We start from the raw sequence: 13,694 nt of genomic DNA, 5'->3' as shown, positions 1-13,694 counted from the left end.
GCCGTTTCAGGTGAGTTACTTGAGAAGATCGCGCACAGAGGCAATCAGGGAGTCGGCGATCCGACTGGTGTCAATTTTGAGCTCGCCGGCTGCAATGGCCTTGCGCAAGGCCTCGACTTTTTTCATGTCGACATCGGCACTGCTGTCTTGCAGGGAATTGAGCTGGCGGGCTGCAGCGCTGAAGTCCACTTCGTTGGTGCTGCTGCTGTTGTTGTACGCGTGGCGCGCACGAGGGGATGCCGTGCTGCGCTCTGCGGCAGACGTTTCAGCAAGGGGTGTCTTGAGGGGGGAGGGGCTGATCTTCACGTGTTTCTCCGTGCGGCCTGTTCTTTGCGTTGATCTTGTAACGGCGCTCTGGACGCAAACTTTAGCATGCTCATCCGATTTAGTTTAGAGAACGACCTGAACCGTGGATGCATCCAGTACCGTGGCTGAAATCACTTGCCCCGAACTGGCCTTGATCTGAATCTGGGTGCCTGGTGAGCCGCTTTGCAGCGCCTGGCCCTCGCCGGTCGCTACAAAACCCATACCGCGCGCAATGGTGCGCACCATCTGGCCGCGTGTTACCGACTGCGGGTCGCGTAGAGCCGAAGCCCGTATCGCATTGCCCAAAGGAATACGCTGGCTGGCGACATACCCGATGATCTGGTTGGGATCAATGACCACGCCATTGGCCAGAGCCAGCAAATCCCCCTCGCGCTCAAGCAGATCGTCCTGATTGATGGTCTCGCCCGGATTGATGCGGCGGTTGGTGACGTAATAGTGTCCCTGAATAGACAAGGTGGCGCTGATGGAGGTGCTCCAGCTTTGTGGGCTCAGGCAGCGCACGCCAATACTCATGCGCGATCGCAGGCGTTGACCGCTGGGCAGAAATATCTGGTTCTGGGTGCAGGCAGGCATGGCGTTCAGGCGCGCGCTGTCCAGGGTGATCGTGGCGATACCGGGATACATTTGCGCCAGCTTGAGCAGATAGTCCTGCGCCTGGTCCTGCATGGCTTGCACGCTCAGCGCCTGAACGCTCTCTTGAGCGCGCACGTTCGCTGTTGCACCCAGGGCGAACAGGCATACGCAGATCAGGAGTCTATATAAGGTCATGACTGAATTTTACGGACTCAGTCGCCAGGTCAAGAGCTGAACTGGCCGATAAATTGCGTTTTGTTCCCTGATTTGTGAAGCAGTGCCTCTGGCTACCATTCTGTTATAGCGGTGAAAAGGCGTGCGCGCGTTCACCTGGATCTCAAACTTGAACACAGAATATTGGCTTGACTCCATGATTGATCGCATCGGTGAGCACCTGAAGTTTTACCAGACGGCCCTGGCTGTGCGCCAGGAGCGCCAGGAGGTGCTGGCCTCCAATATTGCCAATGCCGACACGCCTAACTACAAGGCCAGGGATATGGACTTTACGGCCACCTTGAAGGCCGCTTTAGGGGGGCAGGGCCAGATGGCATTGCCCAATACCAGTTTGTCCTTGACCTCGGCCCGTCATATTCCCGCCCAGGCAACCCGTCCGCCCAGCACGGACGAGTTGCTCTATCGCGTTCCTGTACAACCTTCTCTGGACGGCAACACGGTCGAGATGGATGTGGAGCGCATGCAATTTGCCGATAACACCTTGCACTATCAAAGCACGATCAACCTGGCTTCCCAGCGCTTGAAAGGCTTGATGGCGGCCTTGCAACAGTAATAGCGAGTCTTCATGTCCAGTTTCAGTATTTTCCAGATTGCCGGTTCTGCTCTGACGGCACAATCGCAGCGCTTGAACGTGTCGGCCAGCAACCTGGCTAACGCCGATAGCGTGGTTGGACCCGATGGCCAGCCCTACAAGGCCCGCCAAGTGGTGTTTCAAATGACTCCTCAGGGCAACAGCCCCGTGGGTGGCGTGCAAGTGGTGGGCGTGCAGGAAAGTGATGCGCCCGGCCGTTTGCAATATGACCCCGGCAATCCCTACGCCGACGAACAAGGCTATGTGACTCTGCCCAATGTGGATGTGGTGGCCGAGACCGTCAATATGCTGGCCGCGTCGCGCTCTTATCAGGCCAATGTGGAAGTGGTGAACACCTCCAAGAACCTGATGTTGCGCACCTTGACCATTGGCCAGTAAGCCGGTTTACGGAAGATAGAACATGAGCACAGTCAATAACGATCGCACCGCCCTGGACCCCACCGCAGGGGCCATGGCTGGTGTGGATGCCCGCAACAAAAGCGCCATGGCGGAAACGGAAGACCGCTTTCTGACCATGCTGATTACGCAGCTGCGTAATCAGGATCCGCTCAACCCCATGGATAACGCCCAGGTCACGACCCAGATGGCGCAAATGTCCACGGTGGCGGGGATTCAGCAATTGAATAACACCTTGCTGGCTGTGGCCGGGCAAATGGACGTCAGCCAGTCCATGCAGGCCGCCAATCTGATCGGCAAGCAAGTGCTGGTGCCGGGCTCGAAAGTGTCTCTGGGGACCAGCCAGGATGGCGAAAAAGTGGCCATGCCCTACGGCATTGATCTGGTCAGCGGAGCGACTTCGACCGTGGTTCAGATCAAGGACAGCAGCGGCAAAGTGGTTCGTGAATACGATCTGGGCGCCAAAGACGCGGGCGTGTACTCGCTGGAGTGGGACGGCCTGGATAACGATGGTTCACCGCTGGCCGACGGTTCGTACACCGTCAGTGTATTGGCCAGTAATGACGGCACGGCCGTCACAGCCAGCCCATTGACGCATGGCAAGGTCGATAGCGTGGCTTACACCTCCAGCGGCTTGATGCTGGACCTTGGCCTGGCGGGTTCGTTCTCCCTGCTGGATATACGCAAAATCATGTAAGCGCCGCTTGCCCCAACAGCGGGCTGGGCCAACACGACATTAAAAGGAAAGTTCATGAGCTTCGGACAAGGATTGAGTGGCTTGAACGCCGCCTCCCAAAACCTGGATTCTATTGGTAACAACATCGCCAACTCGGGCACGGTGGGCTACAAGGCCTCGACCGTGCAGTTTGCGGACGTGTATGCCAACTCGCGCATCGGTCTGGGTGTGCAGGTATCGCGGGTCAGCCAGCGTTTCTCGGTAGGTAACGTCAGCAACTCGGGTAATCAGTTCGACATGGCGATTGACGGTGCAAACGGTTTGTTCCGCCTGGAGCAAAGTAACGGCGCTGTCCTGTTCTCGCGCAATGGCCAGTTCTATCCGGACAAGGCGGGCTATCTGGTTAACGCCCAAGGTCATTACCTGACCGGTTACGGCCCAGGTGGTAGCCAGCTGGAGCGCTTGCAAGTGCCTTCGGCCAACGTGCCTCCCAAAGCCACGACAGCCCTGGATTTCAAGCCCAACCTGCCCGGCGGTGCCGAAGCAATTCCAACGACAAAGACGCAGCAAAAAGTTGATGCCAACGGTGATCTGGTATTCAAGCCCAAACTGGATGCCAACGGTAATCCTGAAATGACTCCCAAGCTGGACGGTAATGGTGATCCCGTTCTGGATGGCAGCGGTAACCCCGTCATGGAGCCCGTGATGGAACCAGACATGGAAACCGTTGCGGTCAATGTGTTTGATCCCAAAGACCCCACCACTTACAGCAACGCATTCAGCTACTCTGTCTACGATTCGCTGGGTAACAGCCACGAGGTTTCCCAATACTTCGTCAAGCGCCCCGCCAATGCGGCCGGTGAGAGTGTGTGGGACGTGTATTACATGGAAGGCAGCACGCCCTTGTCGCCTGCCAGCGCGACCTTGACCTTTAACGGTGCAGGCGTGATGACCAGCCCCAATCCGGCTACCGTCAATCTGACCCTGGCCAATCCGGGCGGCAATGCGTCGCCAGCGGATGATCTGGTGTTTGATGTGCGTTACACCGGCACCACCCAGTTCGGTGGCGAGTTTGCCAAGGGCAAGCCTTACCAGGATGGTTACGCCACGGGTGAGTACGCTGGCATGAGCATCGACAAGGACGGCACCATGATTGCCTCCTACACCAACGGTGTAACGCAGCGTCTGGGTTCCCTTGTTCTGGCTGACTTCAGCAACCTGCAAGGTCTGAGCCCTGTAGGCGGTAACGCCTGGGCTGAAACCGGCGCATCGGGCCAGCCTATCCTGGGTCGTCCCGGCGAGAACGGCTTGGCCACGATCAAGGGTCAGGCGGTGGAAGATTCCAACGTGGATATGGGTCAGGAACTGGTCAATATGATTATTGCCCAGCGTACCTACCAGGCGAATGCCCAGACCATCAAAACGCAGGATCAGGTTCTGCAAACCCTGGTCAACCTGCGTTAAGAGCTGTCATGGATCGCCTGATTTACACCGCCATGAATGGCGCCCAGCGCACGCTGGAGCAACAAGACGTCATTACCAACAACCTGGCCAACGTGAACACGTCCGGTTTTCGCCAGCAGCTGGCGTATTACCGTTCCGTACCCGTCACAAGCGATGTGGGTTCGCAAACCCGCGTAGGCACGGCCACGGTGACGCCTGGCAGCCGTTTTCAACCTGGCGCCATGGCCGAGACCGGCAATGCGCTGGATGTGGCCATTGCGGGCGAGGGCTGGTTTGCCGTCCGTGCGCTGGATGGTCAGGAAGCCTATACGCGGGCAGGCGATCTGGTGGTCAATGCCCAGAACCAGCTGGTGACACAAGGTGGCTTGCCCGTGCTCAGTGCCGATGGGCAGGTCATTGAAATCCCGGATCGCGGATCGATCACGTTCTCCAGCGACGGTCAGTTGACCGCGCTGGGTGCGGGTGACAACCCACGCGATATCCAGGTGATGGGTCAATTGAAGATGGTCAATCCCCCTTCTGCTGATTTGTTGCGGGGGCAGGATGGTTTGTTTCGCATGAGCAATGGGGCGCCGGCCCCGGCTGATCCGTCGGTACGCATGGTTTCGGGCTTTATCGAGAAAAGCAATGTGAACCCGGCTGAAGCGATGGTGGCCATGATTGCCAATGCGCGCCGCTTTGAAACCCAGATGAAGGTCATCCAGGACGCCAGCGCACGCGAAGATCGGGCCAACTCCCTACTTTCTTTTAATGGCTAAGCCGCGCTGATTGCGCAGGCGTTAGCTGCAAGGATTACACACACATGATTCGCTCTCTGTGGATTGCCAAGACCGGTCTGGAAGCCCAGCAGACCAATATGGACGTTATCTCCAATAACTTGGCCAACGTGAATACCACCGGCTTCAAACGTACCCGTGCGGTGTTTGAGGACTTGATGTACCAAACCATTCGTCAGCCTGGCGCTCAAGTCGGTGCTGCCAACCAGTTGCCTACTGGCTTGCAGGTTGGCACCGGTGTGCGCACCGTAGCCACCGAGCGTATTCATACCCAAGGTGACATGAAGCACACGGGCCACAATATGGATATCGCGATTCAGGGTAGCGGTTTCCTGCAGGTGGAAATGCCGGACGGCACGTTTGCCTATACACGTGACGGTAGCTTGCAGCGTGACCAGAATGGTCAGTTGGTGACTGCTGGCGGTTATCCCATTCAGCCCCCCATCAATATCCCTGATAACGCGCTGGAACTGACGATTGGCCGTGATGGCACCGTGTCGGTCACTCAGCCTGGTGCAGCCGGTACGAGTGTGGAAGTGGGCCAATTGCAATTGAGCACCTTCGTGAATCCGGCCGGTCTGCAAAGTATGGGCGAGAACTTGTACATCGAAACCGATGCCTCGGGTGCCGCCAACTTCCTGCAACCTGGCATGGACGGTGCTGGTCTGGTCATGCACAAGTACAACGAAACCTCCAACGTCAATGTGGCCGAGGAACTGGTCAATATGATCAGCACCCAGCGTGCCTACGAAATCAACAGCAAGGCCGTTTCCACGGCTGACCAGATGCTGGCTCGCCTGACACAGCTGTAAATCTAAAGAGATCGTGACAATGTTCCAAGCTCTGATGAGCCGTCTTGCCTTGTGTGCGCTTGTAGCCCTGTCCGGTTGTGCGCTGGTGCCCCCTGAAGATGTGGTAACCGGCCCCCTGACGGCGGCCCCGCCACCGGCGGTGCCTGCCGCCGTGGTGGCCAATGGCTCTATCTACCAGCCCTCGGCTTACGGTAACTATCCGCTGTTTGAAGACAGACGACCACGTAATGTGGGCGACATTGTCACGATCATGATCCAGGAGCGGACCAACGCGGCCAAGAATGTCTCGACCAATACGGATCGGACCGGAAGCGGTGGTCTGGACTTTACCGGCGTTCCAGCTTTCCTGCCTAACGAAGTGGGTAGCAAGCAGAACTTTGAAGTCAGTGGCTCGAACAAGGCCCAGGGCAAAGGTTCCAGCCGTGCCGACAATACCTTTAGCGGCACCTTGACGACGACCGTGGTCGGCGTTTTGCCTAACGGCAATTTGCAGGTGGCCGGTGAGAAGCAGATCGCCATTAACCGTGGCAGCGAGCACATCCGCTTTTCTGGTGTGGTGGACCCACGCTCCATTACTGGCAGCAATACGGTGTCCTCCACCCAGGTGGCCGATGCCCGTATCGAGTTTCGTAGCAAAGGGGTGATGGACGAAGTCCAGACCATGGGTTGGCTACAGCGTTTTTTCCTGAATATTTCTCCGTTCTGAGCCTTTTGCTTGCTATGGCGTTTTCCATGAGTCGTACTCGTTTTTCTTCTTGTCGCCATGTGCTGCAGGCAGCCATGCTGGCGGCGGGCCTGTTGCTGGCTCCGGTCAGTCAGGCCGAGCGTATCAAGGATCTGGCATCCATTCAGGGCGTGCGAGACAACCCGCTGATCGGCTACGGTCTGGTCGTGGGTCTGGATGGCAGCGGTGACCAGGTGCGTCAGGCTCCTTTCACCCAGCAAAGCTTGACCAATATGCTGTCCCAGTTGGGGGTGACCATTCCCCAGGGCAGCAATATGCAGCTCAAGAACGTGGCGGCTGTCATGGTGACGGCCCGTTTACCCGCCTTTGCCCGTCCTGGTCAGGCCGTGGATGTGGTCGTGTCCTCCATGGGTAATGCCAAGAGTTTGCGTGGCGGGACCTTGTTGATGACGCCCTTGAAAGGTGCGAACGGTCAGGTCTATGCCATTGCCCAAGGCAACTTGCTGGTGGGTGGGGCAGGGGCCGAAGCAGGTGGTTCCAGCGTCCAGGTCAACCAGCTCAATGGCGGCACCATTCCAGGCGGCGCAACGGTTGAGCAGAGCGTACCCACGACTTACGCTCGGGATGGCGTGATCAATCTGGAAATGAATTCCTCGGATTTCGGTACAGCCCAGAACGTGGTGGCGGCCCTGAACAAGCAGTTCGGCCCTTCAACTGCAACAGCGCTGGATGGTCGCTTGATTCAGGTGCGCGGTCCCTTGGACCCCCAGGCTCAAACCGCCTTTATTTCGCATGTTGAAAACCTGCAAGTGAATCTGCCACCGGCACGTGCCCGCGTGGTGATCAATGCTCGTACGGGTTCGGTGGTCATGAACCGCACGGTCACGATTGATGAAGCCGCCATTGCCTACGGCAATCTGTCCGTGGTCATCAGCCGTCAACCGCAGGTCAGCCAGCCGGATACTCCTTTTGGTGGTGGTCAGACCGTAGTGGCTGACAGCACCCAGATTGAAATGCGCAGTGATAGCGGCTCCCTGCAACGCGTGAAGACCAGTGCCAATCTGGCCGATGTGGTGCGCGCTTTGAACGCTTTGGGTGCCACCCCTCAAGACTTGTTGTCCATCTTGCAGAACCTGAAAAGCGCGGGCGCTTTGCGGGCCGATTTGGAGATCATCTAATGACGGTGCAGTACTTCCCACGTCCGGGCACGGGAACGCAGGTTTCGATTTTTGACCCGCAGCAACTGGCCCAACTGCGTCGGCAAGCCGGGCAGGACGGTCAGAATCAGGCCACTCAGCTGCAAGTGGCGCGTCAGTTCGAGTCCCTGTTCATTCAAAATATTTTGAAGCAGGCACGGGCAGCCAATCCCGAAGGCGGCCTGTTTGATACGCAGTCGGTGCGCATGGCACAAAGTCTGGGTGATGAGCAACTGGCCATGCAGCTGGCTGACCCCGGCATTGGTTTGGCCAAAGCCTTGCAGGCCCAGATGAGCGGGCAGAACAGCGAGCCATTTGGTGTCGCGTCCCATGATCCGGAAGCGGCCTCTTCGCGTCGGGCGGATTTGCGTTCGCGCATGCCTAATGACCGTTCCATTGATGCAGCATCGATTGCCGAGCTGATCGACAAGCTCAGCAATAACAATACGGTGCAGCGCGTGTACTCCGCGATTCAGGGTGCGCCCAATCATATTCGTCAGTTTGTGGACCGCATGAACACGGCCGCCAAAGTGGCTGCCGAGGACAGTGGCGTCCCGGCCCAACTGATCTTGAGCCAGGCAGCGCTGGAGTCGGGCTGGGGCAAGCGTGAAATCATGCACGCAGATGGCTCCACCAGCCATAACCTGTTTGGTATCAAGGCCACACCGTCCTGGAAAGGTAAAACGGTAGAGGTCATGACGACGGAATATCAGAACGGCGTGGCGCGCAAAATGACGCAGACCTTCCGTGCTTATGACTCCTATGCCGAGTCGTTTGCGGACTACGCGCGCCTGATCGGTAATAACAAACGCTATGAAAGTGTAAAACAAGCGGCTTCGCCTCAAGAAGCGGCGCAACGCATTCAGGAAGCGGGCTACGCCACTGACCCCTCCTACGCCAAAAAGCTGATCTCCATCATGGCCTACTTTGATGGCGGCAAGTCTTAATTATTGATACAGGTCTAAATATTGCACCAAGGTGGTCGTTAAAAAGCAGCATGTTCATTTTTCGCCTTGGACACTACGGGCCGGGCAGGACAGAAAGGATTTGATATGAATCTCGCCAACCTTGGTATTACCGGCTTGTTTGCCGCTCAAAAGCGCATGCAGGTGACGGGCCACAATATTAATAATATCGATACCGCTGGCTATAACCGCCAATCGGTCCTGGTTGAGACGGCTGGCTCGGTAGGAAGCGGCAATGGCTATTACGGCCGTGGCGTGCAGGTGGTTACCGTTCAGCGCTCCTACGACAACTTTCTGTATCAGCAGTTGGTGCGCTCGCAAACTACCGGTGCGGCTCTGGTTAGCTACGGTACGGAAATTGCCCAGCTGGACAATCTGTTCTCGGACCGCACGGTCGGCGTCAGCCCCGCCTTGCAAAACTTTTTCAATGGTCTGGAAGCCGTGGCATCGCAACCTGCGGATCCTTCGGCTCGCCAGGAACTGCTGGGCCGTGCAGAAAGCCTGGCTACCCAGATTCGTGACGCGACATCCTACATGAACCGCGTCAACGAGAACATCAATACCCAGGTCGGTACCACCGTTACCCAGATCAACAGCTATCTGGAACGGATTGATAACGTCAACAAACAGATCGTTGCTGCCAAAGGCACCACGCCCGGTCACGAACCCAATGACTTGCTGGACCAGCGCGAACAGCTGGTGTCCGAGCTGGGGCAGCTGATTGATGTGCGTACCGTCGAGCAGGATGGACGGATGAGCATCACCACCGCTGGCGGCCAGATGCTGCTGGGTGGCGAAAGTATTTACCCCTTGCACGCCGTGCGTTCGGCTGAAAACCCCGAGCGTATGGTGGTCGGCTTTACCTCCGCACTGAATGTGGACGGCAAGATGGTGGTGTCCGAGTTCCGCGAGGGCACCATTAAAGGCGGCACCTTGGGGGGCTTGTTGCAGTTCCGTCAGGAAAGCCTGGAGCCGGCTATCAATGCGCTGGGGCGTTTGGCTGTGGGTCTGGCTCACACGGTGAACGATATTCACCGTCAAGGTGTGGACCTGAAGGGTGAGGCGGGCAAAGACATGTTCAGCGTCAGCGGCCCGAAAGTGATTGCCAATGGCAATAACCCGGTCAGCAGCGGTGTGCCTGGTGTGTCTTTCTACAAAGACCCTGTTGATCCGGCTGATCCCAGCAAGGGCTACACCCAGCCAGTCGACAAGCTGACGGGCGACAACTACCGCATCGAGCGCGTGGATGGTCGTTTCCAGCTGCGTAACTTGAGCAGCAACGACGTTACCCCCTTGAACGGTCCGGACAAGAACGGTGGCATTACCCGGGTGGATGGTCTGGAAATTGATGTCTCCGGCTTGAAGACCCAATCTCAGGATGGCGACTCCTGGTTGCTGCAGCCCACCGTCAATGCAGGCAGCAGCTTGCAGGTGGAGATCAAGCGTCCACAGGATATTGCTGCAGCTGATAAAGATACCGGTTCGGCTAACGGTGCCATCGCCCAGAAATTGGCGGACTTGCGCAATAGCAAGGTGCTGGCCGACGGCTCCTTGAGCCTGAACGATTCTTTTGGTCAGATCGTGAACCGTATTGCGGTGCAAACGCAGCAAAACGGCACGGCGGCCAAAGCCCAGTTAAAGCTGATCGAGCAAAACTATGCCGCTCAGCAAACCTTGTCCGGCGTGAACAAGGACGAGGAATACATCATGCTCCAGCGTTATCAGGAGCAGTATCAGGCCGCTGCCCGTCTGATTGACGTCAGCTCCCAGATGTTTGACACCCTTTTAGGCCTGCGTAGTTGAGTACGGCTCTTTAGTCTTGAAATTGGAACCTTGCTATGCGTATTAGTTCTTCTCTTTTCTTTCAGACGGGCCTGACTTCGATCAACAAGCAGCAGTCCGATCTGATGCGGGTTTTTCAGCAAATGGGTTCGCAAAAGCGCATGATCACCCCATCGGATGATCCGCTGGCCTCGGCCCAGACCATTAATCTGGCCCAGTCCCAGGCCATGGACAAGCGTTACGGTGAAAACCGTGAAGTGGCCATGCGTGCCCTGGGTGAGGAAGAAAACCTGCTCAATGCCGTCAACCTGCAGTTGCAAGGCGTGCAGACCCGTCTGGTGGAAGCCTCTACCGGCACCATGTCCGACGCGGACCGCAGCACCTTGGCCACGGTGGTGGAAAGTGCTCTGGATACTCTGTTTGGCTTTGCCAATACCAAGGATGGTTCGGGGCAATACCTGTTCTCCGGTGCCAAGGGCACGACACAGGCCTTCGAGCGTACGGGCAATACCTTCAGCTACACGGGCGACACCAACAGCCGCAATATTCAGGTTGAGCAAACTCGTCAAATGGATTCGGCCGATCATGGCCGCACCATTTTCGAGCGCGCCAATCCCGGCTCGACCGCCTATTTCACCCAGGCCAATGCCAATACGGGCTCGGCTGTAGTCAGTGCGCCTAATGGCAACTCCTCGCTGGCCGGTGCCCAAGCCCATTACACCATCCGCTTTACTTCGGAAACCGAGTACGACATCGAAGTGAATGGCGCGGTTGTCAGCCAGGGCGTACTGGACGAGAACGAGCGCCAGCGCATTAATTTGCCCGGTGGCGTCAGCGTCCAGATCGAAGGCAAGCCTGCCGTCGGTGACAGTTTCGAGGTCAGTTCGGTAGACAGCACCAGCTCGGCAGACATGAACATGTTCAACACCTTGCAATCGGTGGTTGAGGCCCTGCGTAAACCTGTCAGTGGCGATCCCGCTGGGCAGGCAGAGTTCCGCAACACGATGAACTCGGCCATGCAACGTATCGGGGAAAACTTCGATAACGTGCAGACCGTGATTTCCTCGGTGGGTACGCGCATGAACGAAATTGATGCCTTGAGCGCCAACGGCGCGGCTCGTGCTTTGAACTACACCAATGAACTCTCGCGTCTGGAGGATCTGAATATTTTTCAGGCTTCCACCGATCTGGAGTTGCGCAAGGCTGCGCTGGAAATGTCGGCCATGGCGTTCCAGACGATTCAGAGCATGAGCTTGTTCAATATGAATCGCTAAGCCTGCGTTCCTTTTTTGGGTGGTTTTTCCTTAAACCGGCAGTCAAGCACCACGTGCGGGAATCTTCTATGCTTTTTAAGAATTTGAGTCTAAAGGTCGGCATGACCTTTTGTATTGCTGCTCTGATGGCATTGACAGTGGCCATGGCAGGTTGGGCGCTGTATTACTTTCATGGCCTGCTGGCCCTGGGTTCGGGCGACAAAGTCTTGCGCACCCTGCAAGAGCAGCAGAGCACGTTCAATATCGTCCTGACCGTTGTGCTGGTGCTGGCCGTGCTGCTGGGCCTGGCCGCGATCAGCTACTTCTTCCGCCGTGTGGTGCGTCCCTTGGGCGACTTTGCCGCGTACTTTGATGCAATTGCCAAAGGCGATCTGACTCAACGTATTCGCGTGCTGACCGCCAATGAAATCGGTGATCTGTTCGAGTCGCTGGGCCGCATGCAGGAATCCCTGGTCAAGACCACCACGACGGTACGTCTGGGCCTGGAAGAGATCCATGCCGGTGCGCAGGAAATTGCCCAGGGCAATACCAATATCAGCAGCCGTACCGAAGAGCAGGCCGCTTCCTTGCAGCAGACCGCTGCCAGCATGGAGCAGTTGGCCGGCACTGTTCGCCAGAACGCGGACAACGCCCAGCAAGCCAACCAGTTGGCCGCCACGGCATCGGATGTGGCTCATCGTGGTGGTAGTGCCGTCAATGAAGTGGTTGCAACCATGCAAGGCATTTCGGCCAGCTCCAACAAGATTTCCGACATTGTGGGCGTGATCGACAGCATTGCGTTCCAGACCAATATTCTGGCTCTGAACGCGGCTGTGGAAGCAGCTCGTGCAGGGGAGCAGGGTAAGGGTTTTGCGGTGGTGGCCGCCGAGGTGCGAGCCCTGGCTCAGCGCAGTGCCCAGGCCGCGCGTGAAATTACCGCCTTGATCGAGGACTCGGTACGCAAAGTGACGGAAGGTTCCTCGCAAGTGGAACGTGCCGGCGCCACCATGCAGGAAATTGTGGACTCCGTGCGTCGCGTGACCGACATCATGGGTGAGATTACCGCTGCCACGATTGAACAGTCCTCCGGGATTGATCAGGTGAATCGCGCAGTCTCGCAAATGGATGAAACAACGCAGTACAACGCCCGTCTGGTGGAGCAGGCCGCTCTGGCATCCTCTGGCCTGAGCGAGCAGGTGACCAAGGTCAACCAGGCCATCGCTTTCTTCCGTTCGCCCGGTACGGAAGTCATTGACGTCAGCGCGCGCCGTGTGGCCAACCGCCGCAGTGTGGCCGCTGCTTCCTCTGAAACAGAACACCGTCGTAGCCCCGCCTTGAACGGCAGTGCCGCGGCCACCAAAGCCAGCCCCCCCACCAAAGGCTTGTCGGCACCTGCCAAGGCTGCACCGGCCGCCAAGACTACCGCTGCCCAGGACGATAGCCAGCGCCTGCTGCGCCCGGACCTGAGCAAAAGCAGCAGCGCTGCTTCGGATGATGATTGGGAGGAGTTTTAATGTCTCGCACCCGACTGAGTACCTGGGTCGGGCTGGGACGTAAGACGCTGATAGGCTTGTGCTTGCTGACCCTGGTTGCGTGCGCCACCCAGGGATCCTCCTTCAAGGCCTCGGGGTTGAATGATCTGATCCTGGGCCAAAGTACTCGTGCCGATGCCGAGCTGTCCTTGCAAGGTCGTCCTCATCAGGTCTACCGACAGCTCGATGGCAGTGAAATGGCCGTGTGGTTCCAGGGCACAACCCTGGCAACGGATGCGGTCTATTTTCGACAGGAACTGTGGCTTCAATTTGATGCCCAGGGGCGTTTCCAGCAAGTGGTCAAACGCAGTCATATTCCTTCCATGTATCGCGAGCAAGCGCGTAGTACCACGACAGGCTCGGTCACGATTGAGCACCCTGGCACGGACATGATCACCATCTTGCCGGTCAGCCACTAGAGTTTTCTTTGG

General features: G+C 57.4%; 15 protein-coding genes. 13 read left to right on the top strand and 2 right to left on the bottom strand.

Annotated elements, in window-relative coordinates; all coding sequences use genetic code 11:
• Positions 1-15: 15 nt before the first annotated feature.
• Complete coding sequence (gene flgM / locus N879_RS05750; RefSeq protein ID WP_021446826.1) at positions 16-306, bottom strand: flagellar biosynthesis anti-sigma factor FlgM; 291 nt, start codon at positions 304-306, stop codon at positions 16-18.
• 84 nt (positions 307-390) lie between these two features.
• Positions 391-1,095 (bottom strand): flagellar basal body P-ring formation chaperone FlgA, encoded by a 705-nt coding sequence (gene flgA / locus N879_RS05745; protein ID WP_021446825.1) that lies wholly within the window; start codon positions 1,093-1,095, stop codon positions 391-393.
• Between the two features lie 175 nt (positions 1,096-1,270).
• On the opposite strand from flgA, the gene flgB reads away from it, so the two are divergent.
• From flgB to N879_RS05680, 13 genes are all read left to right on the top strand, one after another.
• Positions 1,271-1,687 (top strand): flagellar basal body rod protein FlgB, encoded by a 417-nt coding sequence (flgB, locus tag N879_RS05740; protein ID WP_009458122.1) that lies wholly within the window; start codon positions 1,271-1,273, stop codon positions 1,685-1,687.
• Positions 1,688-1,699: 12 nt separating this feature from the next.
• Entirely contained in the window at positions 1,700-2,104 is a 405-nt protein-coding gene (gene flgC / locus N879_RS05735; protein ID WP_009458120.1) for a flagellar basal body rod protein FlgC, read from the top strand.
• Between the two features lie 22 nt (positions 2,105-2,126).
• Positions 2,127-2,819 carry a flagellar hook capping FlgD N-terminal domain-containing protein gene (locus N879_RS05730; RefSeq protein ID WP_009458118.1) on the top strand — a complete coding sequence of 231 codons (693 nt, stop codon included), beginning with the start codon at positions 2,127-2,129 and terminating at the stop codon, positions 2,817-2,819.
• Between the two features lie 54 nt (positions 2,820-2,873).
• A complete protein-coding gene (locus tag N879_RS05725; protein ID WP_009458116.1) occupies positions 2,874-4,262 on the top strand; it encodes a flagellar hook protein FlgE in 1,389 nt (462 codons plus the stop codon).
• An 8-nt stretch (positions 4,263-4,270) separates the two neighbouring features.
• Positions 4,271-5,020, top strand: a complete 750-nt coding sequence (gene flgF / locus N879_RS05720) for a flagellar basal-body rod protein FlgF (protein WP_009458114.1) — start codon at positions 4,271-4,273, stop codon at positions 5,018-5,020.
• Positions 5,021-5,064: 44 nt separating this feature from the next.
• Positions 5,065-5,850 (top strand): flagellar basal-body rod protein FlgG, encoded by a 786-nt coding sequence (gene flgG / locus N879_RS05715; protein ID WP_021446824.1) that lies wholly within the window; start codon positions 5,065-5,067, stop codon positions 5,848-5,850.
• A gap of 19 nt (positions 5,851-5,869) precedes the next feature.
• Entirely contained in the window at positions 5,870-6,556 is a 687-nt protein-coding gene (locus tag N879_RS05710; protein WP_009458110.1) for a flagellar basal body L-ring protein FlgH, read from the top strand.
• Between the two features lie 26 nt (positions 6,557-6,582).
• On the top strand, positions 6,583-7,713 hold the full coding sequence (locus N879_RS05705) for a flagellar basal body P-ring protein FlgI (RefSeq protein WP_009458108.1): 1,131 nt from the start codon (positions 6,583-6,585) through the stop codon (positions 7,711-7,713).
• Positions 7,713-8,678: a flagellar assembly peptidoglycan hydrolase FlgJ gene (gene flgJ, locus N879_RS05700; RefSeq protein WP_009458106.1), complete on the top strand. Its 966-nt coding sequence runs from the start codon at positions 7,713-7,715 to the stop codon at positions 8,676-8,678. The genes N879_RS05705 and flgJ overlap by 1 nt, the downstream gene beginning before the upstream one ends.
• A gap of 105 nt (positions 8,679-8,783) precedes the next feature.
• Positions 8,784-10,499, top strand: coding sequence for a flagellar hook-associated protein FlgK (flgK, locus tag N879_RS05695; protein WP_009458104.1), 1,716 nt, complete (start codon positions 8,784-8,786; stop codon positions 10,497-10,499).
• 35 nt (positions 10,500-10,534) lie between these two features.
• Positions 10,535-11,752: a flagellar hook-associated protein FlgL gene (gene flgL, locus N879_RS05690; RefSeq protein WP_009458102.1), complete on the top strand. Its 1,218-nt coding sequence runs from the start codon at positions 10,535-10,537 to the stop codon at positions 11,750-11,752.
• A 68-nt stretch (positions 11,753-11,820) separates the two neighbouring features.
• Entirely contained in the window at positions 11,821-13,245 is a 1,425-nt protein-coding gene (locus N879_RS05685; RefSeq protein ID WP_279630676.1) for a methyl-accepting chemotaxis protein, read from the top strand.
• Positions 13,245-13,682 carry a hypothetical protein gene (locus N879_RS05680; protein ID WP_009458098.1) on the top strand — a complete coding sequence of 146 codons (438 nt, stop codon included), beginning with the start codon at positions 13,245-13,247 and terminating at the stop codon, positions 13,680-13,682. Before N879_RS05685 ends, N879_RS05680 begins: the two co-directional genes overlap by 1 nt.
• Positions 13,683-13,694 lie beyond the last annotated feature (12 nt).

It is taken from the genome of Alcaligenes sp. EGD-AK7, from assembly GCF_000465875.3.
GTDB classification, from domain to species: domain Bacteria; phylum Pseudomonadota; class Gammaproteobacteria; order Burkholderiales; family Burkholderiaceae_B; genus Alcaligenes; species Alcaligenes phenolicus.
Note: the sequence above shows the minus strand (reverse complement) of the source record. Positions and strands in the feature narration are given on the sequence as shown.